Origin of the sequence: Nocardiopsis sp. NPDC058631, from assembly GCF_042716955.1 — a bacterium.
Lineage (GTDB): Bacteria > Actinomycetota > Actinomycetes > Streptosporangiales > Streptosporangiaceae > Nocardiopsis.
Genome location: NZ_JBHXQY010000014.1, coordinates 17,696 through 44,661, shown reverse-complemented (window position 1 = coordinate 44,661; position 26,966 = coordinate 17,696). Strand labels below are relative to the sequence as shown.

19 protein-coding genes and 1 pseudogene are annotated in these 26,966 nt (G+C 72.1%); 9 read left to right on the top strand and 11 right to left on the bottom strand.

Annotated elements, in window-relative coordinates:
• Positions 1-214: 214 nt before the first annotated feature.
• From ACFWTE_RS07535 to ACFWTE_RS07500, 8 genes and pseudogenes are all read left to right on the top strand, one after another.
• On the top strand, positions 215-1,801 hold the full coding sequence (locus tag ACFWTE_RS07535) for an NCS1 family nucleobase:cation symporter-1 (RefSeq protein ID WP_378778488.1): 1,587 nt from the start codon (positions 215-217) through the stop codon (positions 1,799-1,801).
• An 815-nt stretch (positions 1,802-2,616) separates the two neighbouring features.
• On the top strand, positions 2,617-4,083 hold the full coding sequence (locus tag ACFWTE_RS07530) for an SDR family NAD(P)-dependent oxidoreductase (protein ID WP_378778487.1): 1,467 nt from the start codon (positions 2,617-2,619) through the stop codon (positions 4,081-4,083).
• Positions 4,080-6,104 (top strand): glycerophosphotransferase, encoded by a 2,025-nt coding sequence (locus tag ACFWTE_RS07525; RefSeq protein WP_378778486.1) that lies wholly within the window; start codon positions 4,080-4,082, stop codon positions 6,102-6,104. Before ACFWTE_RS07530 ends, ACFWTE_RS07525 begins: the two co-directional genes overlap by 4 nt.
• Before the next feature lie 40 nt (positions 6,105-6,144).
• Positions 6,145-8,880, top strand: a complete 2,736-nt coding sequence (locus ACFWTE_RS07520) for a CDP-glycerol glycerophosphotransferase family protein (protein WP_378778485.1) — start codon at positions 6,145-6,147, stop codon at positions 8,878-8,880.
• A 363-nt stretch (positions 8,881-9,243) separates the two neighbouring features.
• Positions 9,244-10,401: a cytidylyltransferase domain-containing protein gene (locus ACFWTE_RS07515; protein ID WP_378778484.1), complete on the top strand. Its 1,158-nt coding sequence runs from the start codon at positions 9,244-9,246 to the stop codon at positions 10,399-10,401.
• A 5-nt stretch (positions 10,402-10,406) separates the two neighbouring features.
• Positions 10,407-11,318, top strand: a complete 912-nt coding sequence (locus ACFWTE_RS07510) for an N-acetylneuraminate synthase family protein (RefSeq protein WP_378778483.1) — start codon at positions 10,407-10,409, stop codon at positions 11,316-11,318.
• 115 nt (positions 11,319-11,433) lie between these two features.
• Complete coding sequence (locus tag ACFWTE_RS07505) at positions 11,434-12,408, top strand: glycosyltransferase family 2 protein (RefSeq protein WP_378778482.1); 975 nt, start codon at positions 11,434-11,436, stop codon at positions 12,406-12,408.
• Positions 12,405-13,319, top strand: a pseudogene (locus ACFWTE_RS07500) (polysialyltransferase family glycosyltransferase); the annotation flags it as partial. The gene ACFWTE_RS07505 and the pseudogene ACFWTE_RS07500, both read left to right, overlap by 4 nt.
• A gap of 323 nt (positions 13,320-13,642) precedes the next feature.
• Here the strand turns inward: ACFWTE_RS07500 and ACFWTE_RS07495 are convergent.
• From ACFWTE_RS07495 to rplM, 8 genes are all read right to left on the bottom strand, one after another.
• On the bottom strand, positions 13,643-14,914 hold the full coding sequence (locus tag ACFWTE_RS07495; RefSeq protein ID WP_378778481.1) for a DUF6716 putative glycosyltransferase: 1,272 nt from the start codon (positions 14,912-14,914) through the stop codon (positions 13,643-13,645).
• On the bottom strand, positions 14,904-15,917 hold the full coding sequence (locus ACFWTE_RS07490; RefSeq protein WP_378778480.1) for a hypothetical protein: 1,014 nt from the start codon (positions 15,915-15,917) through the stop codon (positions 14,904-14,906). Before ACFWTE_RS07490 ends, ACFWTE_RS07495 begins: the two co-directional genes overlap by 11 nt.
• A 232-nt stretch (positions 15,918-16,149) precedes the next feature.
• Positions 16,150-16,914 (bottom strand): crotonase/enoyl-CoA hydratase family protein, encoded by a 765-nt coding sequence (locus ACFWTE_RS07485; protein WP_378778479.1) that lies wholly within the window; start codon positions 16,912-16,914, stop codon positions 16,150-16,152.
• 9 nt (positions 16,915-16,923) lie between these two features.
• Positions 16,924-17,697: an SDR family NAD(P)-dependent oxidoreductase gene (locus tag ACFWTE_RS07480; protein WP_378778478.1), complete on the bottom strand. Its 774-nt coding sequence runs from the start codon at positions 17,695-17,697 to the stop codon at positions 16,924-16,926.
• Positions 17,698-17,934: 237 nt separating this feature from the next.
• A complete protein-coding gene (locus ACFWTE_RS07475; RefSeq protein ID WP_378778477.1) occupies positions 17,935-18,963 on the bottom strand; it encodes an ROK family glucokinase in 1,029 nt (342 codons plus the stop codon).
• A gap of 159 nt (positions 18,964-19,122) precedes the next feature.
• Positions 19,123-20,463 (bottom strand): phosphoglucosamine mutase, encoded by a 1,341-nt coding sequence (glmM, locus tag ACFWTE_RS07470; RefSeq protein ID WP_378778476.1) that lies wholly within the window; start codon positions 20,461-20,463, stop codon positions 19,123-19,125.
• Between the two features lie 156 nt (positions 20,464-20,619).
• Positions 20,620-21,129, bottom strand: coding sequence for a 30S ribosomal protein S9 (rpsI, locus tag ACFWTE_RS07465; RefSeq protein WP_378778475.1), 510 nt, complete (start codon positions 21,127-21,129; stop codon positions 20,620-20,622).
• A gap of 37 nt (positions 21,130-21,166) precedes the next feature.
• Positions 21,167-21,616 carry a 50S ribosomal protein L13 gene (rplM, locus tag ACFWTE_RS07460; protein WP_378778474.1) on the bottom strand — a complete coding sequence of 150 codons (450 nt, stop codon included), beginning with the start codon at positions 21,614-21,616 and terminating at the stop codon, positions 21,167-21,169.
• A 1,362-nt stretch (positions 21,617-22,978) separates the two neighbouring features.
• On the opposite strand from rplM, the gene ACFWTE_RS07455 reads away from it, so the two are divergent.
• Positions 22,979-23,941: a hypothetical protein gene (locus ACFWTE_RS07455; RefSeq protein ID WP_378778523.1), complete on the top strand. Its 963-nt coding sequence runs from the start codon at positions 22,979-22,981 to the stop codon at positions 23,939-23,941.
• Positions 23,942-24,118: 177 nt separating this feature from the next.
• Here the strand turns inward: ACFWTE_RS07455 and truA are convergent, their stop codons facing one another.
• The 3 genes from truA to ACFWTE_RS07440 form a co-directional block, all read right to left on the bottom strand.
• Positions 24,119-25,108, bottom strand: a complete 990-nt coding sequence (gene truA / locus ACFWTE_RS07450) for a tRNA pseudouridine(38-40) synthase TruA (protein WP_378778473.1) — start codon at positions 25,106-25,108, stop codon at positions 24,119-24,121.
• 140 nt (positions 25,109-25,248) lie between these two features.
• A complete protein-coding gene (gene rplQ / locus ACFWTE_RS07445) occupies positions 25,249-25,758 on the bottom strand; it encodes a 50S ribosomal protein L17 (RefSeq protein WP_378778472.1) in 510 nt (169 codons plus the stop codon).
• A 70-nt stretch (positions 25,759-25,828) separates the two neighbouring features.
• A complete protein-coding gene (locus ACFWTE_RS07440; RefSeq protein WP_267946670.1) occupies positions 25,829-26,851 on the bottom strand; it encodes a DNA-directed RNA polymerase subunit alpha in 1,023 nt (340 codons plus the stop codon).
• Positions 26,852-26,966 lie beyond the last annotated feature (115 nt).

Sequence of the window (26,966 nt, the reverse complement as noted above, 5' to 3'; positions counted from 1 at the left end):
ACCGGCGCTCCCGGGTCCCGGAGTCCCTGCTCCGCGGCCCGGTCACGGGGACATGCGAAGGCGCGTCGCCACACCCCCGGTGACGTGCGAGGATATTCGGCGGCCCAGGAAGAATCCGGACCTTCCGCGCATTCCGGCAGGGCCCGCTCTCCGTGGGCTCAGCGCCGCGTCCACGCCCCTGCTCCCCGTCAGCACCATCGAAACCAGGTGTCCCGTGACCCACTCCCCACCGTCTCCGGAAGCAGTCGTCGTCACCCATCCCGACGGCCGTGTGTCCCTGACCGAGGGTTCCACCCTCCCCGAGAGCCCCTTCGTCAACAGCGACCTCCAACCGGTCCCGATCTCCCGTCGTGACTGGGGCACCGGCAGCTTCACCGCCCTGTGGGTGAGCATGTCGGTCAGCATCCCGGCGTGGACCCTGGCCAGCGGCCTGATCGCGGCCGGCATGGACTGGCGGCAGGCGATGCTCGCCGTCGTCCTGGGCAACCTCGTCGTGCTGCTGCCGATGGTGCTGACCGGTCACGCGGGCGCCAAGTACGGGATTCCCTTCCCTGTGTTCGCCCGTGCCTCGTTCGGCCTGCGCGGCGCCAACCTGCCGGCTCTGCTGCGCGGCGCGGTGGCGTGCGGCTGGTACGGCATCCAGACCTGGGTCGGCGGCCAGGGCGTGTACGTCCTCGTGGGCCGCCTGCTCGGCGACGGGTGGACCGGCGCCGCCGTGGTCGGCGGCAACCCGTGGACCCTGTGGCTGTCCTTCGGACTGTTCTGGGTGGCCCAGCTCGGGATCATCCTGTGGGGCATGGAGGGTGTGCGCCGCGTCCAGGTGTGGGCCGCCCCGCTCATGATCATCGGGGGCCTCGCCCTGCTGGCGTGGATGGCCGTGGAGGCGGGCGGACTCGCCCCGATGCTCTCCCTGGACAGCGGCGAGCCCCTGGACTGGGGCCCGTCCTTCTGGGCGCTGTTCTTCCCCTCGCTGATGGGTGTCATCGGCTACTGGGCGACACTCACCCTGAACATCAGCGACTTCACCCGGTTCTCCGCGTCGCAGCGCGCCCAGGTCGTCGGCCAGACCCTGGGCCTGCCCACCACGATGACGCTGTTCTCGCTCCTGGCCGTGATGGTCACGGCGGGCACCGCCTCGGTCTACGGCGAGCCGCTGTGGAACCCGATCGACATCGTCGCGCAGATGGGCAACGGGCTCGGCCTGCTCTTCGCGGTCTTCGTCGTGCTGCTCGCGACGGTCTCCACCAACATCGCCGCGAACCTGGTCGGCCCGGCCTACGACCTGGCCAACCTGAAGCCGCGCCTGATCAGCTTCCGCACCGGTGCGGTCATCACGTGCTTCCTCAGCGTCCTCATCTTCCCGTGGCGGCTGCTGGAGAACGAGAACGTGTACATCTTCACGTGGCTCGGCACCGTGGGCGGCGTCCTCGGCACCGTCGCGGGCATCCTGCTCGCCGACTACTGGCTGCTGCGCCGCACCAGGATCAACCTGGCCGCGCTGTACGAGCGCGGCTCGGAGTACTGGTACACGAACGGGTGGAACTGGCGCGCGCTCGCGGCGTTCGGCGCCGGCACCCTGCTCGCCGTGGGCGGATCGCACTCCCCCGAGGGATCGGGCCCGTTCCCGGCCGACGGCCTGATCCCGTTCCTCGCCCCGCTGGCCGACTACGGCTGGCTGGTCGGCCTCGTCAGCGCACTGCTGCTGCACTGGGGCCTGGGCGTGGCCTTCCCCGACCGCAACGGCCGCGAGATGCGCGCCGCGGCGGAGGCGGCGGAGTCCTCCGGACCCCCGACCGCCTGAGCCGACCGCTCGCCCGAACGTGTCCGAGGGGCCGCGCCGACGGTGCGGCCCCTCGCCGTGTGACCGGCCGTACCGGGGCCCGTGGGATCGGACACCCTCCCGGCCGCGGGGGCGCGTCCCGGATCCGGCGGCCCGGCCGAGCGCCGGGCGGCCAGGGAGGGCCTGTCGGGGCCGGCTGCGCGGACCGGGTCCCGCGCCGCCGTGGACGACCTGCGCCCACGAACCGTACGGGCCTCTCCCCGGACGCGGTCGCCGGGCCGGCCCCGCCGGCCCGTTCATCCGCGTTCGGGAGCAGACGGCTGATATCACACAGGGGAAGGGCGCCTCGACGGGTTAGGTAGTGTTCATCTGTGTGTTCACCATTTCGTGACCGAAACCGGACGTTCGGGCGAACCGTTCCGCGGAGAAGGGGCGTTAGCCCAGGAGTCGGTCGAGGAGTCCCGTTGCGGGTGCCCGGTACGGGTCCCGCACTCCGTTCACACCATGGTCACTGCCTGGCCCCTCACACCATCGCCGGGGGAGGGTGATGTCACCGGGGCAAGGACCGCAGGACACGTACCCCGGGCCGAAACAACCAGAACGAACTACCGCTCTCGTCCGGTTCCCGGTAAACCCCGGAGCCGACACGGCCGTCAACGTGACGCCGAAGCATCCACTTTCATCCAGACAACGCACACATGTCATGAAGTGACGCGCATCCCCCGCGCGGGCCCTGCCCCCACCCGCGTCCCCCCGCCCCCACACGCCCGCCCCCACCGGGGCCCGTGTGCCGGGGTCGTCGTTCGACATCTCGCGTTTCGACGGGAGACATCACCTTGCCTCACACCTCCGCGCGCCCGACACCTGCGTCGGCGCACCGCACCGTAGCCGTCGTCCTGGCGGGCGGCAGCGGCCAGCGCATCGGTCTGGCCACCCCGAAGCAGCTGCTCAAGATCGCCGGGAAGTCGATCCTGGAGCACACGCTCGCGATCTTCGAGCAGGCTCCGAGGGTCGACGAGGTCGTCGTGATGATGAACCCCGGGTTCGTCTCCGACGCGGAGGCGATCGTTCGCGGCGCCGGCCTGGCCAAGGTCACCCGCGTGCTGCCCGGCGGCACCTCGCGCAACGCCACGACCCAGCTCGCCCTCGACGCCCTGGCGCACCTTCCGGCGGAGACCACGAACGTGCTCTTCCACGACGCCGTGCGCCCGATGCTGTCCCAGCGCGTCATCGACGACTGCGTCACCGCCCTGGAGTCCTTCGAGGCGGTGGACGTGGCGATCCCGTCCTCGGACACGATCATCGAGGTGGACGACGACATCATCACCGACGTCCCCGTCCGCTCCCGGCTGCGCCGGGGCCAGACCCCCCAGGGCTTCCGCCTCGCCACCATCCGCGACGCCTACGTCAAGGCGTGGGAGGACCCGGGATTCGAGGCGACCGACGACTGCACGGTCGTCCTGCGCTACTCGCCCGGCGTCCCGATCCACGTGGTGGAGGGCGAGGAGCAGAACATGAAGGTCACCCAGCCGGTGGACATCTTCATCGCCGACAAGCTGTTCCAGCTCGCCTCCTCCGCCACCCCCGAACTCTCCGACGAGGACTACGCCGCACGGCTCACCGGGGCCACCGTCGTCGTGTTCGGCGGCAGCTACGGCATCGGCGCGGGCGTGGCCGACCTGGCGGAGAGGCACGGCGCACGCGTGTTCCGCTACTCGCGCGGAACCACCCGCACCAACGTCGCCAACCCCGACGACGTCGCCGCGGCACTGGAGCAGGCGCACTCCGCCACCGGCCGGGTCGACTTCGTGGTCAACACCGCGGGCGTGCTGCGGATCGGCCGTCTGGACAAGACCGACACGGAGACCATCGAGGAGGCCCTGCGGGTCAACTACCTCGCCCCGGTCCACATCGCCCGCGCGGCCTTCCCGTACCTGGCGCAGAGCGGGGGACAGCTGCTGCTGTACACCTCCAGCTCCTACACGCGCGGTCGGGGCGAGTACAGCCTGTACTCGTCCACCAAGGCGGCCACTGTCAACCTCACGCAGGCGCTGGCCGACGAATGGTCCCGGGACGGGGTGCGCATCAACTGCATCAACCCGGAGCGCACACAGACCCCGATGCGCGCCAACGCCTTCGGGGACGAACCGGCCGGGAGCCTCCTCAGCGCCGAGAAGGTGGCCCGCACGTCCGTCGACGTGCTCCTGTCCGACCTGACCGGCCACGTCGTCGACGTCCGCCGCGAGGACCCGCCCGGCGCCGTGAACGGCACCCCCGGCAAGGAGACGGAGGGCGCGAAGTGAGCAAGTTCAAGGACCTCCACAGGGAGACCGTCGTCTGGTCCGCCCTGCTCTGCCTGACCTACCTGGTGATGCTCGCGGGTGTGATCACCGGGCTGTGGTGGGTCTTCCTCGCCGGGGCGGCCGGCAGTTACGCGATGGACGCCCTCCTGCTGCACCGGCTGCCCGAACTGGCCAAGCTCGTCCAGCAGGTCCGTCTGGGCATCACCCCGCGTGCCCTGCTGCGCCAGCTGCTCGCCCTGGGCCTGCTCATCACCACGCCCACGGCCACCTCCACCGGCATCGGCATGGTCCTGCTGACCTGCCTGGTGCTGTTCGGGCTCCAGCTGGTGTGCGGTGTCGCCGCCCGGCTGCTGCGCGTCCGCCGCCGCCTGCCGATCGTCACCCGCAACATCGACCTGGGTCCCCTGCGCATCCCCGACAGCCCGCCCATGGCGCTCGTGCGCGAACCCATGAGCCGCCTGCTGCCGCTGGACGCCTTCCTCGTGGCCGGTGCCGTCGCCTACGTGGCCGCGGGCGCCGTCTGGGCCGTCGCGGTCGGAGCGGTCGTGTCCGTGGCGCTCACCGTGCTCGCCCTGGCGCTGTTCGGGTGGTACCTGGTGAAGGCCCGGACCATCCCCGAACCCGAGCGGGTCATGGAGTTCACGCAGTCCTGGCTCGACTCCTACCGGCCCGAGGTCGTCCTCTACTTCTCGGGTTCGGCCGACTCCGCCTACCAGGCCAACATGTGGCTGGAGGCGGTGGCGGCGCTGCCGCGCCGGTCGGTGGTCGTCCTGCGCGAGCGGGTCATCGCCGCGCAGCTCGCACCGACCCCGGTACCGGTCCTGTGCGTGCCCACCTCCACCGACCTGATGGCGCTGGACTTCGGCCCGGCGCGCGTGGCCCTCTACCCGGCCAACACCGGCAAGAACATCCACATGCTGCGCAACCCGCTCCTCGGCCACGTGTTCATCGGCCACGGCGACAGCGACAAGGTGGCCAGCATCAACCCGTTCAGCAAGGTCTACGACGAGGTGTGGACCGCCGGACGGGCCGGGCGCGACCGCTACGACCGCGCCGGGGTGGGTGTGCGCGGCGACGAGATCGTGGAGGTCGGCCGCCCCCAGCTCGACGCGATCCGCACCGACACCGCCCCCAACGCCGTGCGCAGCGTCCTGTACGCCCCGACCTGGGAGGGGTGGACGGACGAGCCCGGCAACACGTCCCTGACCGAGGCGGGCCCCGGGCTGATCCGGACGCTGCTGGCCGCCGAGCCGCGTGTGCGCGTCCTCTACAAACCGCACCCCTTCACCGGGGTCCGGTCCGCGGCCGCCCGGAACGCGCACCGGAGCATCGTCGCGATGATCGAGGAGGCCAACCGGACGACGGCGGGCAACGGCGAGCGGCGCCCCGCCGGGGAACTCGCCTCCCTCGAACGGCGGCTGGCCGCCTTCGACACCGACAACGGCGCCACCGACGAGGCCCACAACTCGCGCGAGGAGGGCACCGCCGACCCCGGTGCCGCAGCCGAGCTCCAGAAGCTGTCCCAGGAGTGGCACCGGGTGTACTGGGACGGCCGCCCCGACACCGAACACCTGGTCATCGAGGGTCCGCGACCGACCCTCTACTCCTGTTTCAACCAGGCCGACCTGCTCATCAGCGACATCTCCAGCGTCGTCGCCGACTTCATCGCCACCGAGAAGCCCTACGCCATCACCAACTGCGAGGGCATCACGGACGGGGAGTTCCAGGACAAGCACCCCACCTCCAGCGCGGCCTACATGCTCGCGCCGGACGGGGGCGGCCTGGACGCCGCGCTGGCCGCCGTCCAATCGGCGTCGGCCGACTCCCTGGCCGGGGACCGCACCAGGCTCAAGACCTACCTGCTCGGCCCCGGCGAGCCCAGCTCCCAGTCGCGTTTCGGGGCCGCCGTCGACGACCTCTACCGGCGCACGAGCGAGCAGCACCCGGTCGGCCCGGCGGCGACGCCGGGGCCCGCCTCCGGCTCGCCGTCCGCGACGGACACCGCTCCCGCCCGCGTGTGACCTCCGGTCCACCGCGTTGACGAAAGGAACCCGACACCCCATGGCCGGAGCAAAGCGCACGGTCCCCGAAGAACTCCAGCGCCTCATGCGCTACCTGCCCGAGTCGGACGACGACGAGCGGGCACGCTTCCTCGCCGCCGCCGACGACTTCGTCGGCGGCTCGGCCCCCGGCGACCTGAGCGGTTTCCCCCCGCTGACCAGGGTCAAACTCTGGTTGGCCAAGGAGCACAGGTTGGGCGACCTGGAGACGGTCATCAGGTACGAGCGGGACAACCCGCAGGCACACCTGGTGCGGGGGCGCCTGTCACCGTCGGTCGAGGTGCCCGGCATCGCACCGGCCTCCCTGCCCAGGGAGGTCACCCGGCTCAAGAACTCCGAGATGCCGCTGGTCACCAAGCTGACCGACATGACCTGGGTGGAGGGACGCCTGCGCGTGCGCGGGTACGCGTACGTGCGCAACGTCCCCGTCGAGACGGCGCCGCGCGTGCCCGCGATGGCCTGGCTCACCGACTCCGGTTCGCGGCGGCGCGTCGTGGTCCGTATGGCCCCGAGGCACGAGCCGCGCGCCACGGCCGACTCCAAACAGGCGCTGCACTGCTACGACTGGGCCGGGTTCGAGCTGTTCGTCGACCCCGCCAAGCTGCGCGGGAGCCACGGCTGGAACCCCTCCACGTGGTCGCTGACGCTGGGTGTGTGGGCGTCCGGCAGGCCGCACAGGGGCGGTGTCGTCCCGGGCGAGGTCGGTCCCGCCGGACACCAGCACGCCCACCGCCTGGACGGGTCCACCCGCTGGGTGAGCGCGTTCCGCAAGAAGCGCCTGGAGTTCGAGATCCAGGCGGTCGAGGCCGAACTCGTCGGGCACTCCCTCGACGCCGACCTGCTCACCCTCGGGCTGCGCGGACCGGAGGAACGGCCGGTCGAACGCCTCGTCCTCTCCCACGGCCCCGCCGGCGACCCGGTGGAGCGCGAGTACGCGGCCGAGGCGGAGGGGCCGGACGGCCGCCGCCGCGTTACCGTACCCCTGTCCGACCTGTCCGTGGCCGACTCCGAGGCCACCCGCGAACTGCGCGCCCACGCCGTCGTCGGCGGGCACCGGGTGCCGGTGGCCGTCGCCGACGGGGTGCTCTCCCGCGCCCACCCCGTCGAGGGCGGCCGGGAGATCGAGGTGGGCGTCACCGCCGTGGACACCCTCGTCCTGCACGACCGCGTCCGCCAGCCCGTGGTGGACGCGATGGAGTGGGTGGGCGGCGACCTGGTCCTGTCCGGCTCCTACACGGGGCCGGACCGGGACCGGGTGATGGTGCTGCGGCACGGCGAACGGTTCGAGGAGGTCGCCGTGCCCGTGGAAGTCGCCGACGGGCGCTTCCGCGCCGTCGTCGATCCCGAGCACCACGACTCCCACGGCGACGCCCTGCCGCTGCGCCGGGGCCGGTGGTACATGTCGTTCCGCTCCGCCCGGGACTGGGACGACTCCCACGACGTGCCGGTGAAGATCAGGCACGACCTGGTACCGCGGCTGCCGCTCCTCCACCAGGGGGCCAAACGCTCCTACTCCGTGGACCACCGGTTCCACGACCGCGTGTTCCTGGCCCCGGCCCACCCCCTGGACGACTCCGAGAAGGGCGCCTACCGGCAGCGGGTCCTGCGCGAGGCGTTCACCGCGGAGCAGAAGGCCCGACCGCTGCGCGAGGCGGTGTTCTACAACAGCTTCGGCGGCAAGCAGTTCTCGGACTCACCGCGCGCCGTCCACGAGGAGCTGGTGCGCCGCGGAGTGGAGGTCGACCACCTGTGGGCGGTCGACGACCAGCAGGTGGCCCTGCCTCCGGGCGTCGTCCCCGTGGAGTGGCACAGCCGCGAGTGGTACGAGGCGCTGGCCCGCAGCCGGTACGTGGTCACGAACGTCGGCATCGGCGACTGGTTCGTGCGCCGCGAGGGGCAGACGGTCGTGCAGACCTGGCACGGCACCCCTCTCAAGAAGATCGGCGCCGACCTGCTCGGCACGCCCAAGGCGAACCGGGCGTACATCGCGAGCCTGCCGCACCGGTCGCGGCAGTGGGACTTCCTGGTCTCGCCGAACTCGTTCACCACGCCCATCATGCGCGGGGCGTTCCGCTGCGAGACGGAGATCCTGGAGGCGGGCTACCCGCGCAACGACGTGTTCCACGCCCCCGACCGCGAGGAGCGCGCCGAGCGCACCCGCAAGCTCCTGGGCATCCCGGACGGCAAGAAGGTCGTCCTCTACGCACCGACCTGGCGCGACGACCAGCGGTACGGGGGGACCCGCTTCAAGCTCGACCTCCAGATCGACCTGGAGGCGGCCCAGCGGGAACTGGCCGACGACCACGTCCTGCTGTTCCGCAAGCACCCGAAGGTCCTGGACAGCATCCCCGGCGCGGGCCAGGGGTTCGTCTGGGACGTGTCCAAGTACCCGGACATCGCCGACCTGTACCTGATCACGGACGTGCTGATCACCGACTACTCGTCGGTCTTCTTCGACTTCGCCCACTCGGGTCGGCCGATGCTGTTCTTCACCTACGACCTGGAGCACTACCGGGACACCCTGCGCGGGTTCTACTTCGACATGACCGCGCGGGCCCCGGGCCCGCTGATCAAGACCTCGGAGGAGCTGATCGGCGCCATCCGGGACATCGGTCCCGTCACCGAGGAGTACCGGGAGCAGTACGACGCGTTCGTCCGCGACTTCTGCCACCCCTCGGACGGCCGGGCCACCCTCCGGGTCGTCGACCGCATGCTGGGCGGCGGCAGCGACGGCTAGGGAGTCCTCCCGCGGGTTCCCGGGCCGGCGAGCGTCCGTCCGGGCCGTCCCCGCCCGGCGGCGCCGTGGTCGGGGCACCTTCTGGACGACGTCTGCCGAAGCCGTCGCACCCGTCCACGGCTGTGGGGCCCTCCGCCGGAGGGCCCCACAGCCGTCCGGGGTCGGGCCCCGGAAGGAAGCGGGCCAAACGTCGGTTATGAACAATTCACACCAGCAATAACCGAAAAGCATTCCTTAAAGAAACAGGAAAAAGAACGGAAACGGTCGCGCCCCTTTGGCGCGGCCGTTCTTTTTCATTACGATCTCCACCGTGTCCGACCTCGGGCCGACCCCCTCACCGCACATCCCTTGTGGAGCCTTCCCATGAGAGTTACGGCTGTTGTCCCTGCCCGCGGCGGTTCAAAGGGAATTCCACTCAAGAACGTCGAGGCCGTCGGCGGGGTCCCACTCGTCACCAGGGCGGTCCGGGCCTGCCTCGCGGCCCGCGCGATCGACGAGACGGTGGTGTCGACCGACCACGGGGCGATCGCGGCGGCGGCCGCCGCGGCCGGGGCCCGCATCCTGGAGCGGCCGGCCGCACTGGGCGGGGACACCGTCTCCTCCGAGGCGGTCCTGCTGCACGTCCTGGACACCCTGGAGCAGGAGGACGGCGGGGCACCCGACGTGGTCGTGTTCGTGCAGTGCACGAGCCCGTTCATCGACCCCGCCGACCTGGACGCGGCCGTGGCGCGCATCGCGGACGGCTCCGCCGACTGCGTGTTCTCGGCGGTGGAGACCCACGCGTTCCTGTGGGAGGAGGGGCCGGAGGGCGCCAGGGGCGTCAACCACTCCCACGACCACCGGCCGCGCCGCCAGGACCGGGATCCGCACTTCCAGGAGACGGGCGCGTTCTACGCGATGGACGCCGGGGGCTTCCGCCGGAACCGCCACCGCTTCTTCGGCCGCGTCGCCGTCCAGGAGGTCCCCTCCGTCCACGGGTTCGAGGTGGACACCCCCGGGGACCTGCGGCTGGTCCGCGCCCTGGCACACGTCGCCGCCCCCGAGCGGGAACCGCTGGACGTGGACGCGGTGGTGACCGACTTCGACGGGGTGCACACCGACGACCTGGCCTCGGTCACCGAGACCGGGGCCGAGTCCGTGGCCGTCAGCCGCTCCGACGGCATGGGTGTGCGCCTGCTACGCGAGTCGGGGGTGCGTGTGCTGATCCTCTCCACCGAGGAGAACCCCGTGGTGTGCGCCCGCGCCGACAAGCTCAAGGTCCCGGTCAGGCACGGCCTGTCCGACAAGGCGTCCGCGCTCGCGGCGTGGCTCACCGAGGAGGGGCTCGACCCGGAACGGGTCGCCTACGCGGGCAACGACGTCAACGACCTGGGCTGTATGGCCCTGGTCGGCTGGCCCGTGGCCGTACCCGACTCGCACCCCGACGTGCTGGCGGCGGCCCGCGTGGTCCTGACCCGTTCCGGCGGGGCGGGAGCGGTCCGCGAACTCTGTGAACGCGTGCTCAACGCTCGGAAAGGATGACCATCGTGGTCGACACCATCTCCGCTCAGCATCTGGAAGCACCGATCCAACCGGTGGCGATAGGGGGGCGCCTCGTCGGCCCCGGCCAACCCGTGTACGTCATCGGTGAGATCGGCATCAACCACAACGGGGACGTGGACGTCGCCCGCCGGCTGATCGAGGTGGCGGCCGAGGCCGGCTGCCAGGCCGTGAAGTTCCAGAAGCGCACCCCGGAGATCTGCGTGCCCGCGGACCAGCGGGCCAAACTCCGCCAGACCCCGTGGGGGGAGATGACCTACCTGGACTACAAGCAGAGGATGGAGTTCGGCCTCCGCGAGTACCGGGCGGTCGCCAAGTACTGCGCCGAACGGGGCCTGGACTGGTTCGCGTCCCCGTGGGACGTGCCGTCGGTCGAGTTCCTGGAGGAACTGGAGGTCCCCGCGCACAAGGTCGCCTCGGCGTCGGTCACCGACCTCGAACTGCTCCGGGCCCTCGCCGACACGGGCCGACCCGTCCTGTTGTCCACGGGTATGTCCACCCTGGAGGAGATCGACGCGGCGGTGGCCGTCCTGGGCACCCGCGAGCTCGTCATCATGCACGCCACGTCCACCTATCCCATGCCCGCGGAGGAGGCCAACCTGCGGACCATCGGGACACTGCGTGACCGCTACCGGGTGCCGGTGGGCTACTCGGGACACGAGCGCGGGATCCAGATCTCGGTGGCGGCGACCGCGCTGGGCGCCGTCGCGGTGGAGCGGCACATCACGCTGGACCGCACCATGTGGGGTTCTGACCACGCCGCCTCGCTGGAACCCAGCGGTCTGCGCAACCTGGTGCGGGACATCCGCCTGGCACAGGAGGCCCTGGGCGACGGGGTCAAGCGGGTCTTCCCGGGGGAGGAGGAGCCCCGGCGGCGGCTGCGCCGCACCACCGCCTGACAGGCGCACCTGATCCCCGCGGGGGGTCGGCGCCGGCGCACGCCCGCCGACCGCCACCCTCCGCGTCCACCCGACCGCCCTCCGGGACCCTCCCCTACTCCGACATGGAAGCCGCATGATCTCCCTGTCCGTGATCCTCCCCGCCAAGGACGTCGCCCCCTACATCGGCGCCGCGCTCACGAGCCTTCTCCGCAACCACCGCGCCGACTTCGAGTACGTCGTGGTCGACGACGGATCCTCGGACGCCACACCGGACATCGTCGACGACTTCCGCAGACGCCTGCCCAACCTCCGTATGCTCCACAATCCGAGCCCCACCGGGCTGTCCGCCGCGCGCAACCGCGCGCTGGCCGCCACCCGGGGCCGCTACGTCACCTACCTGGACGGCGACGACTGGCTGGCACCGGGCTACCTGGCCCGCGCGGTGGACGCCGTCTCCGGCCTAGGAGTGGACTTCGTCAAGACCGACCAGGTGTGGGTGTTCGGGTCCAGGCGCGTGGCCAACCCGGTTCCCGAGGGACGCGTGTACCGTCCCCTGGACCCCCGGTCCGGCATTTTGCCGACCAACGGCAAGAGCGTCGTCGACCACCCCAACGCGTGCACCGGCGTGTACTCGCGGAAGCTGGCCGAACAAGGACTCCTGACCTTCGACACGAGCCTTTTGACCTGCGAGGACCGCCCGTGGGCGTGGCGGCTGCACCTGGGTGCCACCTCCTACGCGCGGGTGCCGGTGGTCGGGGTGTACTACCGCCGGGAGGTACCCGGCTCGCTGACCGGACTGGGCGACGAGCGGCAACTGCACTTCTTCGACGCCTGCGACCGGATCGTCTCCCTGGTCACGGCCGACCGGGAGGCCGACCGCTTCCTGCCCAAGGCGGTGCGCTCCTACTGCTCGCTGATCCTGCACCACCTCGACCACCGCGGACGCCTCGCCCCCGCCCTGCGCGGCCACCTGGTCGACCGCGCGGTCGGCACCCTGCGGGGGTTTCCGCCCGCGGTCCTGGACACGACCATCCGGGAGATGGGCGGCGACGGCGAGCGGCGGCTCCGCACCCTGCACGACACGGCCTCGTTGGGAGAGCCCGCGTGACCCAGATCCTGCTCGTCTCGCGCTTCGCGGGAGCCCTGTCCCTGGTCGCGGCGATCGACTCCGGCGCCCTGGGCGGCACGACCCGCCGCATCCTGCTGACCGTGGACGACACCGAGATCCCCGAGATCGCCCTGCCGTTCACGGAGACGCTCGGGTTCGGCGCCATCAGCGACCGGTTCGACGAGGTCGTCTCCTACAACGAGCTGATCAGCCCCCAGCACCCGGCGCACTGGGAACCCCACGAGACGGACCTGGGGATGCTGCGCACCCTGCTCCGCAGTCACCTGGGGCTCGGTGACGACCCCCCGGAGCTGGTGGTGGAGGCCGCGCTGGGCCGGGCGGCGCGGAGCCTCGCCGAACTCCTGGACGACGCGTCGGTGACCGTCTACGCGGACGGCCCCTCCTGCTACGGCCCCACCCCTGCCACCCCGCTCCGCCACGTGGCCACCAGGATCGAACGGCTGATCCACCCCGACCTGGTCCCCGGGCTCACACCCCTGACACTGAGCGAGTACGGGGTGGCACGCGTGCCCCTGGACGCGGAGGCACTGCGCTCCGCGGCCGCCGCGGTGGCCAAACACGCCGCCGAGCACGTCGACGCGTCGGGGCCGCTCCCGGCCACACTCCTTCTCGGACCGTCCTCCAGGTCGGGCCTGGGCCTGACCGTGCACGCCCTCAACGCCCGCGCCAGGGCGGGCGACCGGTCCCTGGCCCTCAAGCCCCACCCCGACTACCCGTTCGCCCCGGTCGCCGAGCTGCGCGCCGCCGCCGAACGGGCAGGGGTCGGGCTGCGCGTCCTGGAGGGCTCGGTACCGGTGGAGGCCTGGTACGCGGCCCACCCGCCGGAGCTGGTGGTCGGCGCCCCCTCGGCCGCGCTGGACACCGCCGCCCGGATCTTCGGCATCCCGGTCGCGACCCTGGGCACCGAGCCGCTGCTCCGGGACCTGACCCCCTACCAGCACCCGAGCCGGATCCCGCTCGTACTGGCCGACACCGCGCTGCCCCACCTGCTCGGCTCGGGGGAGATCCGCCCGCCCCGGATCGGCGCGGAGGCCTACGCCGAGGAGCTGGTGCCGCTCGTCCACACGGTGGCCTACTGCATGAGGGCCGCCGCCTACCCGCACCTGCGGGAGGAGGCTGCGGCCCATCTGGCCGGGTTCGGAGGTGACCCCCTCCCCCACTTCAGGCGCAAGCGCCTGCGGGGGCTGGGGCTTCCGGTCCCCGGCGAGGACCCTCAGCCCACGGGACTGGCCGGAGCGGTCCGGCGCAGCGCGCGCAGACTCCTGCGGGCGCTCCCGATACCGCGTACCGCACGGGGGGGCACACTCAGCCTCAGCAGGGAACGGCGCCGGGCCCGGCGCTGAGCGGACGCGTCCAGGAGCGGTGGGTGGGCCCTCAGCTCGCCCCTGGACGCACGGGCCACCAGGGCGGTGAGCCGGTCCACCCAGTCGTTGTCCGAGGCCGGATGGAAGTAGTTGCGCTCCAGCCATTCCGGGTGCGGGGCCCGGAAACGGACCGATCGCACGTCGTCGAGCGTGCCGAAGACCCCGCTGGCCTCGAACACCGTGTTGATCTGCTCCGCGCCCACCCCGAAATCGGTGAGGACGGCGACCGGGACCCCCATCGCGATCGCCTCCAGCGCTGCGGTCGAACTGACGGTGACGAACCCGCGGGTGCGTTCCAGCTGGTCCACCATGGCGCCCGTGCGGAACACGAGCGTGTGGTCGCGGGTGCGCTCCTTCTCCACCAGGTCCCGCCACAGGGCCTCGTAGTGGTGGTGCTCCCGGTGGGTCTGCGCCTCGTCCTCGCGTCCCCGCAGCTTGACCACGACCTCCAGGTCGGGGCGGTCCTCGGCGAGTTCGGCCAGGGCCACCAGGACGCGCTCGCGGTCCTCCCTGGACCCGGGCACCTTGGCCTGGGCGGCGAACACCACCCGGTGGGGCCTGGCCGGGCGCCGCCGGGGCCGGGGCAGGAACGGCAGCGTGGCCAGCCCCACCTCCCCGGTCACACCGAGCTTCTCGCCCAACGCGGTGAACTCGGCGACCTCCCGGTGGCTGTGCAGGACGAAGAGGTCCACCTGTGAGCGGTGGAACCAGGCCTTCTCCGTGGCCGGGACGGAGATGCCGGGCAGCGCGGAGACCAGGACGGGTCGGCGTCCGCGCCGCCTCCCCCGTCCGTTCAGCAGGATGTGCGCCAGGACGTTCACGACGGGCCCGGTGCAGTTGAGGATGACGACGTCGGGGCGGCGGCGCCGGATGAGCCTGCGCAGTTCGGACGCGGTGAGCACGGGGATCCTGCGCCCGGACTGGTTGGTGGCGCCCACCGCCGCGCGTGTCTGCGCGGGCGAGGGCGCGATCGGCGACCGCACCACGGCCAGGCCGACCGTGTGCTGCTCGGGCAGGGCGTCGAGCATGGCCGCCGAGAGCTTGACGTAGGAGTCGGAGTCCGCGACCGCGAGCACCGTCAGGGGTGCGGCGTGGGCGGGACCGTGTGTGTCAGTGGCCAAGGTCGGTCTCCTTCGCGTCCGGGGTGGCGCTGGCGGACAGGTCGGCGCGCAACCCGGGTCGGGCTCGGCGGGTCCACCAGTGTTCGGGGACGCCGACCGCACGGACGCTGGCGCCGCGCACGAGCGTGCGCAGGGACACCAGCGCCGTGGACGGCGGCGCCAGGACGGTGTGTTCGGGGCCGAGCCCGCGCAGGGACAGTTCGACCGGGATACCGGGTTCGACCACCCGGATCCGGGGGTGGCAGTCGAGGAAGGTGAGCACCTCGGGGTCCTCCCGCCGGTGGGGGTAGTAGGCGAGCGGCCCGCTCACGGACTGGGCCGCCAGCCAGGAGAGGTACGTGGCCCGGTGTACGAGCCCGTCGGCGACCAGGGCCGTGCCGAGGACGATCCGGTGTTCGCTGGGGGTGCCCTGTCCGGGAAGCGAGCGGAGCATGCCGAACCCGTGGCGGACCACGTGCACCCCGGCGGCCTCGGCCCTGGCGCGGAGCGCCGCGGAGACGGGCAGCATCGTGAACACCGTGAGCCGTCCCTGCCGTGCGTCCCTGCGCAGCCTCAGTGCCGCGGCGGTCCCCAGCGCGGCTCGCACCGGGTCGGCGCAGACGCGGGCGCGCAGCAGGGGGCGCGGGCCGGCGGAGCTGAGGAGCCGGATGAGGTGCCAGGTGGCGAGGCCGTCGTCGACGATGACGATGCGGCAGCGCGGTGCGGAGAGGAGGGCCCGCTGGACCCGGCCGGAGAAGGCGTCCCCCACCGCCCAGACCCCGGCCGCGTTGGCGGGGGCTTCGGGTACCCGGGCCGGGCTGGTCGGCGCGGTCCCGTGGGGGAAGAGCCTGCGCAGTTCGGCCGCGGTCTCCGCCAGCCCCCGCACACCGGGCCGCAGCAGGATCTGTCCGTCGTCGAAGAGGAGGCCCGCCGAGCGCGCCTCCGTGACGGAGAGCAGCTGCAGCGGGGACTCCACCCAGGCCGAGCCGTGCTCGGCGCCATTGGTCCTGATCTGTGTGGACACATCCACAGGTTACACACGGAAAGTAATCAAACAAAGACTCTGCGAAGTCATTGCCGGTGGCGGCCGGGAAACGGGAGCAAAGTTTCGCCGCCGCCCGGAACGGGCACACGGGACCGGCCCGAGTCGGCCCGACAGGCACGACGCAGCACCCGTCGGCCCGCCCCCGACGGCGGCGGCCGCCCCGGTCGGGACGGCCGCCGCGCGTGGCACCGGAGGCGTGGAGCGGTGGGGGCTACTCGCCCTTCCAGACGGGAGCGCGCTTCTCGGAGAACGCCACCGCCCCCTCCATCGCGTCCTGGCTCACGAAGACGGGGCCCGCCAACTCGTTCTGCCTCTCCCACATCTCCGCGGAGGACCAGTCGTCCGAGGAGGTGATGATCTCCTTGGACACCCTCACCGCCAGCGGACCGTTCGGAGTGATCCGCGCCGCCAGCGCCTTGGCCCCCTCCAGGGCTCCACCGCTCTCGGTGACCTGGTTGACCAGGCCCAGTTCGGCCAGGCGCGGGGCCCCCACGAAGTCGCCGGTCAGGGCGAACTCCATGGCGATGTTGCGGGGGATTCGGTGGTGCAGACGCAGCAGCCCGCCCGCCCCGGCGACCAGGCCGCGCTTGGCCTCGGGGATGCCGAACTCGGCGTCCTCCGCGGCCACGACCAGGTCACAGGCCAGAACGGCTTCGAAGCCGCCCGCCAGGGCGTAGCCCTCGACGGCGGCGATCAGCGGTTTGCCCGGGCCGCGCTCGGCGAACCCGCCGAACCCGCGCCCCTCCACCATCGGGACCTCGCCCTTCATGAAGGCCTTGAGGTCCATTCCCGCGCAGAAGGTGCCGCCGGCGCCGGTGATGATGCCGACACGCAGTTCCTTGCGAGCGTCCAGGTCGTCGAGGGCTTCGGCGACCTGGGTGGCGACAGCGGCGTTGACGGCGTTCCTGGCCCTGGGCCGGTTGATGGTGATGACGGCGACGCCGTCCTCGGTCGTGTAGAGAACCTCGTCGGACACGGTCTCCCCCTACTTCGGCGGCATGCGGAGCGCGCCGTCGATGCGGACGACCTCTCCGTTGACGTAGCTGATCTCCAACAGGGCCCGGGCCAGCCTGCCGAACTCCGCGGCCGTGCCGAGGCGCTTGGGGAAGGGGACCGGGGCGGCCAGGCGGGTCTTGAACTCCTCGGATTCGGGACCCTCACCGTAGATGGGGGTCTCCAGGATGCCGGGGGCGATCGTGTTGACCGTGATGCCGACCGCCGCGAGGTCGCGGGCCGCAGGGAGGGTCATCCCGATGACGCCGCCCTTGGAGGAGGAGTAGGCGATCTGGCCGATCTGGCCCTCGATGCCCGCGAGAGAGGCGGTGTTGACGATCGAACCGCGCTCGCCGTCCTCGTTCAGGGGCTCGGTCCTGGCGATCTCGGCCGCGGACAGGCGCAGCACGTTGAAGGTGCCGATGAGGTTGACCTGGATGACCTTCTGGTAGCTGTCCAGGTCGTGGGGGGTTCCGTGTCGGTCGACGGTACGGGTCGCCCAGCCGATCCCGGCGCAGGAGACCGCGACGCGGAAGGGCTTGCCCGTGTCGACGGCGGCCTTGACCGCGGCCTTGACCTGGTCCTCCTGGGAGACGTCGGTGGAGACGAAGACGCCGCCGATCTCCTTGGCGACGGCCTCGCCGCGTTCTGCGTTGAGGTCGGCGACGACGACGGTGGCGCCCGCCGCAGCGAGCTCCTTGGCGGTGGCCTCACCCAGGCCACTCGCGCCGCCCGAGACGAGGGCGGAGATTCCGTTCAGATCCATGGCCCGCACTCTACCGAGGATGTGACCCACACACTAGAACCGGGTTCGGTTAATGGGGGACAGTCCTCCCGTGAACGGGAGACCGGCCGGGACCGGGGGTTCTGACGCCGCACACCGCCGTCACGGAGCTCCACCTTCCCGCCCCCGACGACGGCACCCGCATCGCGGTGGGCCCGGGGACCGCCCCCGGAGGTCGCCGACCGCGCACGGGCTCGACGGGGTGAAGGCACCGGCGGGTCATCCCCTCCCGAAACGCCCCAGACGCCGCTGGCGGCGCCGCTGGTGCCACCGCGGCAGCCCCTCGCGGGCGAGGTCGGCGGCGCCGATCAGCCCCGCCTCGTTCCCCAAGGCCGCCGCCGCGACCCGGGCGGTCGGCCGGTAGCCCCGCCCTGTCAGGGTCCGCTCGAACGCGGCCCGCGCCGGGGCCAGCAACAGCTCCCCCGCCTCGGACACACCCCCGCCGATGATGAACAGCTCCGGGTCGAACGCCGCGGCCAGGTTGGCCAGCCCCGCCCCCAACCACTCACCCGCGTCCTCCATGAGCTCCACGCACGCCCGGTCGCCCTTGCGCGCCAGTTCGCTCACCAGCGGCCCGGTGATCAGCCGGGCGTCGCCGCCCACCGCCTGGTGCAGCGCACGGGCCACCGGCGACTCCGCCGCCACCAGCTCCCGCGCCTCCCGGGTCACCGCGTTCCCACTGGCGTACTGCTCCCAGCACCCCCGGTTCCCGCACTCGCACCGGTGCCCGCCCGGCACCACGGTCATGTGGCCGAACTCACCGGCCAGACCGTACCGGCCCCGGTGCAGGCGGCCGTCGAGCACCACCGCCCCGCCGATCCCCGTGCCCAGGTTCACCACCACGACGTGGTCCACGCCCTGGCCCGACCCCGCGCGCACCTCGGCCCACGCGGAGGCGTTCGCGTCGTTCTCCACCACCACGGGCAGACCCAGCCGCAGCGACAGGGCGTCGCGCAGCGGCTCCCGGCGCCAGGACAGGTGCGGGGCGAACAGCACGTTCGCACGCCGCTCGTCCACGAACCCGGCCGCGCCCACGCCCACCGCGCGCACCGGGAACTCCCGGCGCAGTTCCTCCACCACGGACACGATCGTGTCCTCCACCACAGCGGGACTCTTGCTGCGCTCGGGCGTCTCGGTGCGCAGCCGGGCGAGGATGCGCCCACCGGGCGTCACCACGCCCGCAGCGACCTTCGTACCGCCGATGTCCACGCCGACCGTCAGGGCGTGCCCGTACCGCGTGTCCGCCATCGTGACCACTTCACCGGTTCCAGGGACCCGCACCGGAGAGGCGGGCCCGCCACACAGGAGAACGCGCACCCGGACGAGGACGTCCCCGGGTGCGCGCAGGAGGGACAGGGGGTGGGGAGTTCCGCCGGGCCGGCCGTGGCCGAGGGCCCGGAGGGCCTCCTACCCCAGGGCGGAGCGGACCACGGAGGCCAGCCGCTCGGCCACAGCCGTCGCCTGCGCCTGCTCGGGGGCCTCCACCATGACCCTGACCTTGGGCTCGGTCCCGCTGGGCCGGATCAGCACCCGACCGGTCTCGCCCAGCTCCGCCTCCGCGGCGCGCACGGCGGACCACAGCTCCTCGGAGTCCTTGACCCGGGATCTGTCCACGTCCGGAACGTTGATGAGCACCTGCGGCAGACGGGTCATCACCTTGGCCAGCTCGGCCAACCCCTGCTGGCGGCGGGCCATCGCCGCCAACAGGTACAGACCGGTCAGCACACCGTCTCCGGTCGTGGCGTGGTCCAGCAGGATCACGTGCCCGGACTGCTCACCGCCCAGGCCGAACCCGCCGCGCTTCATCTCCTCCAGCACGTACCGGTCGCCCACCGCGGTCTCCACCACGGCGATGCCCTCCCGCTCCATCGCCAGCTTCAACCCCAGGTTGGACATCACCGTCACCACCAGCGTGTCCTGGGCGAGCCTCCCCGCCTCCTTGGCCTCGGTGGCCAGGATCGCGAGGATCTGGTCGCCGTCGACCACGCTGCCCTCCGCGTCCACGGCCAGGCAGCGGTCCGCGTCACCGTCGTTGGCGATGCCCGCGTCCGCGCCGTGCAGCCGCACGGCCTCCTGGAGCACGTCGAGGTGGGTGGAGCCGCAGCCCTCGTTGATGTTGTAGCCGTCCGGCCGGTCCCCGATGATGACGACCTCCGCGCCCGCCCGGCGCAGAGCCTCCGGGGCCACGACGGTGGAGGCGCCGTTCGCGCAGTCCACCACGACCTTGAGGCCCTTGAGGCTGTACGGGACCGACGCGAGCACGTGGGCGATGTAGCGCTCGGCGCCGTCGGTGGCCTCGCTGACCCTGCCGACCTGGTCGCCCACGGCGGGGGTCGAGGGCACGCCGAGCATGCCCTCGATCTCCTCCTCCAGGGCGTCCTCCAGCTTCTGGCCGCCCCCGGCGAAGAACTTGACCCCGTTGTCGGGGGCCGGGTTGTGGCTGGCCGAGAGCATCACGCCGAAGTCGGCGTCCAGCTCACCGGTGAGGAAGGCCACGGCCGGGGTGGGGAGCACTCCCACACGGACCACGTCCACGCCGGTGCTCGCCAGACCGGCGACCACGGCCGCCTCCAGGAACTCGCCGGAGGCGCGCGGGTCGCGGCCGACGACGGCCTTGGGCCGACGTCCCGAACCGCTGTCCCGTGTCAGCACCCGTGCCGCCGCTATGGAGAGCTCCAGGGTCAGGGAGGCGGTCAGGTCCCGACCAGCGACACCGCGTACACCATCTGTTCCGAACAGCCGAGCCACAGGCGACCAGCCCCTTTCGCAAACGGCGCCGCGTCCGGCGCCGGTGAAGTACAGCGTGGCGGAAGCCACCGGAAAAACCAAAGACCCGCACGCCGCCCCGAAGGTGGGACGGCGTACGGGCCGAAGCTCAGCCGAGCAGATGTCGGCGCATGAGCACTAGCGCTTGGAGAACTGGGGAGCCTTGCGCGCCTTCTTGAGACCGGCCTTCTTCCGCTCCACCTCACGGGAGTCGCGGGTCAGGAAACCGGCCTTCTTCAGGGTCGGGCGGTTGTTCTCCGGGTCCAGGATCGCGAGCGCACGGGCGATGCCGTGGCGCAGCGCGCCGGCCTGGCCGCTGGTGCCGCCGCCGTCAAGACGCGCGAAGACGTCGTAGGCGCCGTCGAATCCGAGGGAGACGAACGGGTCCTTGATGGTCTGCTGGTGGACCTTGTCCGGGAAGTAGACCTCAAGGGGCTTGCCGTTGACCTTCCACTCGCCCGAACCGGGGGCGATGCGGACGCGGGCGACAGCCGACTTGCGGCGACCGGTGCCGGCGCTGGGGCCGGAAGCGGTGGGGACGTAGGCGGCGACGGTCTCGTCGGACTCGCTGGTGTACTCGGAGGGGAACTCCTCCGGGTTGTCAGCGATCTCCTGCTCGACGTCTTCGATGCCGGTGGGCTCGACCACGGTTTTCCTCGTGCTCTCTGTAAAGGTCTGCGAACGCCTAGGCGGGCTGCTGGATCTTGGTGATGGCGAACGGAACCGGCTGCTGGGCCTGGTGCGGGTGCTCCGCGCCCGCGTACACCTTGAGCTTCTTGGCCATCTGACGGCCGAGGGAGCCCTTGGGCAGCATGCCCTTGATGGCCTTCTCGATGGCGCGCTCGGGGTTGTTCTCCAGCAGGTCGACGTAGGCCACGGCCCGCAGACCGCCGGGGTAGCCGGAGTGCCGGTAGGCCTTCTTCTGCTCCAGCTTCTTGCCGGTCAGAGCGACCTTGTCGGCGTTCACGACGATCACGAAGTCGCCGGTGTCGATGTGGGGCGCGTAGTACGGCTTGTGCTTGCCCCGAAGGAGCGTGGCAACCTGGCTCGCCATACGCCCGAGCACGAGATCGGTAGCGTCGACAACGTGCCACTGACGCTGGACATCGCTTGGTTTGGGGCTGTATGTGCGCACGATCGTTTGCCTTCGCTTCTTCAGTCGGCTGCCCCATCCCGAAGGTGGGAAGGGGGACTCGTATACACACCCGCGGTTGCGGGGTGTTTGGCCGGGTGTCCCATGCCAATCACAGGACTCTCCGATGGTGAGTGCGCAGACGATGGTGCGTGGGTCGGCACCCGAATACGGGAGTTCGGGGCCCACGGCAACTCAACGCACAACGACGGAATATCCTACCTGGCCACCATAGCGCAGGTCAAAGCCAGCGGCGGGGCAGACCGGCAGGACCACGCTCGGCGGGAAAGCGCCGGCACGGGGTCACATCCGTGACCTCTCCGCCTTTTATTATGCCTCGTGCCGAGAGTACTTTGTCCTGTCCTCGTCCGCACGTTGGCTACGCTTGACACCGAAAGGCCGGTCTCCGCCCGGAACGACGGGCGCCGACACGCACCCGGGAGACGCCCGTCACGGACGCCGACAGCCGGGAACCGGAACCGACGCCAGAGAGCGGACCAGGCCGGGAGCCCGGTGAACCGCGGTCCGGCCCCACCCCCAGAGCCTTCGGAGACTCCCATCAGTACCCATCCGAACCAGCCACAGTACGGACCCGACGGACGACCCGTCGGGCCGGAGGCCGGTGACGGCCAGGACCTGCTCGGGTCAGCGCCCCACCATCCCGAGGGCCAGCATCCCACATCGGGGCCGCAGCAGCCGCACAGCGCGCCCACGGGCGGCCGGCCTCCCCTCGCCCCGCACTCCTACACCCAGCCGGGCGGCCCCCAGCCTCCCCCTCCGTACCCGCAGAGCGGCCCCCAACAGGGGTTCCACAGCGGCCAGAACGGACCCGTGGGCCAGGGCGGGCCGGGCGGCCCCCCGCAGTACCCGCCGTTCCCCGGCGGTCCCGCGAGCACGCCGACGGGCGGCCAGGCCCCCCCGCACCCCGGCCGACCGCCGTACGGCGCACCCACGGGCGGGAACCCCCCGCTGCACGGGGGGCCCACCGGCCAGAACCTCCCACCGCACGCCGCACCGGCGGACGGCAGGCCCGGCGTGTCACATCTCACCCCGGGCGGGCCCCACCCGGTCCCCGGCCAACCGCTTCCCCCGGGTGTCCTGCCCCACGGCCAGGGCGCACCTCCCCTTCCTCCCCATGTCCAGGGACAGCCCGGGCCGCCCCCCGCCCCCGGAGCCCCGGTGGCCGGCCGACCGCAGCCCCCTGTCGGCCCCCAGGGGCCCCAGGGGTTCCCGGGGCCCCAGCAGCCGCCGTACGGCACACCCACGGGCGGGAGCCTCCCTCCGCACGGAGGGCCCGCCGGCGGCAGTCCGTACTCCGTCCACGGCGGCCCCGGAGCACCGTCCAGCGGCACCGGCGGACCGGGGCTGCCCCCGGGCGCCCTCCCCCCCGGCGCGGCGGTGGGGCCCCAGCAGGCCTTCCAGGCGCCCCCTCGCGGCCCCGTGCGCGGGGAGCCGGGGTCGGGTGACCCGGTGTTCCCCCCGGAGGCCATGGGGGCCACACAGAACATCCACGCGATCCCGGCCGCTCCCGGCAGCCGCGCCAACCGCCCCCTGTACCGGGACGAGGTCCCCGACGACGCCGGCGTCGACACCGCCCAGTTCGACGTCCAGGGGATCAACGACTACGAGGACTACGACGAGTACGCGGCCGGCGACGACGGCTACACGGACACGCGGGCCAGGAAGCGGCACGTCCTGATGATCGCCGGGTTCGCCGTGGCGCTGGTCGCCGCGGGCGGCGGGGCGTTCCTCTTCGCACGCGGTGGGGGGACGGACTCCGGCGGGGCGAGCGCCACCACCGTCGCGAACGAGTCGGACGACCCGGGTGCGCTCGCCCCGGAGGAGATCTTCCCCGAGAGCCTGGACGTCGAGGGCGGCACGTTCACCCGTGTGGCCGTCGACGACATCGAGGACTGCAGCGCGGGCGCGCACGGCGACTACGGCCAGGTCCTCGCCGACAACGAGTGCCGCCAGATGGTCCGCGCCTCCTACCTGAGCGAGGACGAGGGGCACGCGGTGACCATCGGGGTCGCGGCGATGCCCACCGAGGCGGAGGCCGTCTCCGCCATGGAGGCGCAGGACCTCGTCGGCGCCCAGTGGTTCGCGGGGCTCGCGGGCGAGGAGGGCAGTCCCGCCGAGCGCCTCGGCCACGCGGGCGGCCATGGCAGCAGCGGCCAGTGGGGCCGCTACCTGCTCTTCGCGCTGGCGACCAACAGCGACGGCTCCGAGGAGGGGTCGGAGGAGAGCGACTCCGCCACCGAGCTGCGCACCATCGGCGACGACTTCCTCGACGAGGCCTTCGGCACCCTCAGCGAGGACCGCGCCTGAGCCGTTACCGGCACACGGAGGGGGCACCCGGGCCGGGTGCCCCCTCCGTCGTACGGGGCCCTCCACAGCCCGCCGGACCTTCTTCCCCCGCGCACCGCCCGGACCTACCGTGGAAAGCGGGGGGTCCCCGGGTTCACACAGGCCCGCCCCGCCCCACCGGCCCCGACCGCACCCGCCTCAGGCGGAGTGCCCCCGGCACGGCAGTTCCCGGACCCGCCGGGTGGCCGCCGCCCGCGCGGCCAGCTCCTCGTCCCCCGGGTAGCGCACCTCCTCCAGGCTCAGCCCCTGCGGGCCCACCACGTGCACCGAGGAGTCGCGTACGGCGGCGCCGAGCACCGTCCCCGGCCAGTCCACGTCCCGGCGCCCGTCCCCCACCGCCAGGAGCGCCCCCACGAGGGCGCGCACCATGTTGTGGCAGAACGCGTCCGCCTGGATGGTCCCGCGCAGCAGGTGGGTGTCCACCCGCTCCCACTCCAGGCGCAGCAGCTCCCTGACGGTCGTGGCGCCCTCCCGCTTCTTGCAGAACGCCGCGAAGTCGTGCTCACCGACCAAGTGCGCGGCGGCCTCGTTCATCCGGCCCTCGTCCAGAGGGCTCCTGTGCCACAGCACCGACCTGCGCAGCAGCGGATCCACGCCGTAGGGCGCGTCGCTCACCTGGTAGGCGTAGCGCCGGTACAGCGGCGAGAAGCGCGCGTCGAACCCGGGCGGGGCCAACCGGGCACCGGTCACCCGCACGTCCTTGGGCAGGACCCCGGCGAGGCGGCGGAGCACCCGCTCCTCCTCGGCCTCCCAGGTGGCCGCCGGGATGTCGGCCTGGGCCACCTGCCCCCGGGAGTGCACGCCGGCGTCCGTGCGCCCCGCGCACGTCAGGGCCACGCGCGGCAGCCGCAGGACCCTTTCCAGGGCCGACTCCAGCTCGCCCTGCACGGTGCGGAGCGCGGGCTGTGTCGCCCACCCGGAGAAGTCCGTGCCGTCGTAGGCGATGTCCAGCCGGATCCTGACCGTCGGTACCGTCTCGGAGGCCTCCTCCGCTCCGGGGGCCCCGCCTGCCTCCGAGGTCCCCGTGGCCGTGTCCCCGGGGAACCCTTCGCTCCCCGGCGGCGCCTGTGGCTCCGTACCGCGCGGAGACTCCTCCGCGGACCCGGCCGTCGTCCCGTTCTCGTCCATCACACCCATCCGTTCAGGCCGCCCTCCGCAGGCCGCACGCCCCGCGTCGGTCCCCGGGGAAGACACGAGTGCCCGACCCCCGGAGGGATCGGGCACTCGACGAGCGGTCGCACACAGGCAGTGCCCGCGCGCCATCCGCCCTACTTGCTCTCGGCGCTCTTCTCGGCGGCCTCGTCGGTCTCGGCAACCTCTTCGGTCTCGGCGACCTCTTCGGTCTCCGTGGCCGCGGTCTCCTCGGCGGGAGCCTCGACGGGCTCCTCGACCGGGGCGGCGGCCGGAGCGGCGGGGGCGTTCAGCGCCTCGACCAGCTCGATGACCGCCATGGGGGCGTTGTCGCCCTTGCGCGGACCGATCTTGGTGATCCGGGTGTAGCCACCGGGGCGGTTCTCGTAGCGCGGGCCGATCTCGGTGAACAGCTCGTGCACCACGGACTTGTCCGTGATCTTGGTGAGAACCTGGCGACGGGCGTGCAGGTCACCGCGCTTGCCGAGGGTGATCAGCTTCTCGGCGTACGGGCGCAGACGCTTGGCCTTGGCCTCGGTGGTGCGAATGCGGCCGTGCTGGAACAGCGAGGTCGCGAGGTTCGCCAGGATGTGCCGCTCGTGAGCGGGCCCGGAACCCAGACGGGCGCCCTTGGTAGGCGTGGGCATGGTGTCGTTCTCCTCGTGATGCGATCCGCGGCCGCACTCGGCCGGGGACCATGTGGGCGACGAAGGTCGGTTAGTACTGCTCCGTCTCGACGAAGGATTCGCCCTCGTCGTCGTCGGAGCTGTAGGAGTCGGCCGCCGTGCTGGGGTCGAATCCGGGCGGGGAGTCCTTCAGGGACAGGCCCATGTCGATGAGCTTCTGCTTGACCTCGTCGATGGACTTCGCACCGAAGTTGCGGATGTCCAACAGGTCCTGCTCGGAGCGGGCGACCAGCTCACCAACGCTGTGGATGCCCTCCCGCTTGAGGCAGTTGTACGACCGCACCGTGAGGTTGAGGTCCTCGATCGGCAGCGCCAGGTCCGCCGCGAGAGCGGCGTCCGTCGGCGACGGGCCCATGTCGATGCCCTCGGCGTCGACGTTGAGCTCCCGCGCCAGACCGAACAGCTCGACCAGGGTCTTGCCCGCGCTGGCGACCGCGTCACGGGGACGGATGGCCGGCTTGGTCTCGATGTCGACGATCAGGCGGTCGAAGTCGGTGCGCTGCTCGACACGGGTGGCCTCGACCTTGTAGGTCACACGCAGGACCGGCGAGTAGATGGAGTCGATCGGGATACGACCGATCTCCTGGCCGGCCTGCTTGTTCTGCGTCGCCGAGACGTAGCCGCGGCCGCGCTCGACCGTCAGCTCCATCTCCAGCTTGCCCTTGCCGTTGAGCGTGGCGATGTGCAGCTCGGGGTTGTGCACCTCGACGCCGGCCGGCGGAGCGATGTCCGCCGCGGTGACGACGCCGGGGCCCTGCTTGCGCAGGTACATCAGCACGGGCTCGTCGTGCTCGGAGCTGACGACCAGGCCCTTGAGGTTGAGGATCATCTCCGTGACGTCCTCCTTGACACCGGGCACGGTGGTGAACTCGTGCTCGACGCCCTCGATGCGGATGCTGGTGACAGCCGCGCCGGGGATGGAGGACAGCAGGGTGCGCCGGAGCGAGTTACCGATGGTGTAGCCGAAACCCGGCTCCAGCGGCTCGATGACAAACCTCGAGCGCAGGTCCGAGATGACTTCCTCGGCGAGCGTGGGACGCTGTGCGATCAACATGGTCCGTGTTTCCCTTCCACATGGCCGACCGCTATATGACGGCCACCGGATGGACGTTCCGCCGGTGCGGCGGTGTCCACTACTCGGATTACTACCCAGCCCGCGCGGGCCCCAG

Coding starts and splice junctions, on each gene's coding strand:
- ACFWTE_RS07520 (WP_378778485.1), top strand. CDS start 6,145: ATGGCCGGAGCAAAGCGCACGGTCCCCGAAGAACTCCAGCGCCTCATG.
- ACFWTE_RS07515 (WP_378778484.1), top strand. CDS start 9,244: ATGAGAGTTACGGCTGTTGTCCCTGCCCGCGGCGGTTCAAAGGGAATT.
- ACFWTE_RS07505 (WP_378778482.1), top strand. CDS start 11,434: ATGATCTCCCTGTCCGTGATCCTCCCCGCCAAGGACGTCGCCCCCTAC.
- ACFWTE_RS07480 (WP_378778478.1), bottom strand. CDS start 17,697: ATGGATCTGAACGGAATCTCCGCCCTCGTCTCGGGCGGCGCGAGTGGC.
- ACFWTE_RS07475 (WP_378778477.1), bottom strand. CDS start 18,963: ATGGCGGACACGCGGTACGGGCACGCCCTGACGGTCGGCGTGGACATC.
- truA (WP_378778473.1), bottom strand. CDS start 25,108: ATGGACGAGAACGGGACGACGGCCGGGTCCGCGGAGGAGTCTCCGCGC.
- rplQ (WP_378778472.1), bottom strand. CDS start 25,758: ATGCCCACGCCTACCAAGGGCGCCCGTCTGGGTTCCGGGCCCGCTCAC.
- ACFWTE_RS07440 (WP_267946670.1), bottom strand. CDS start 26,851: ATGTTGATCGCACAGCGTCCCACGCTCGCCGAGGAAGTCATCTCGGAC.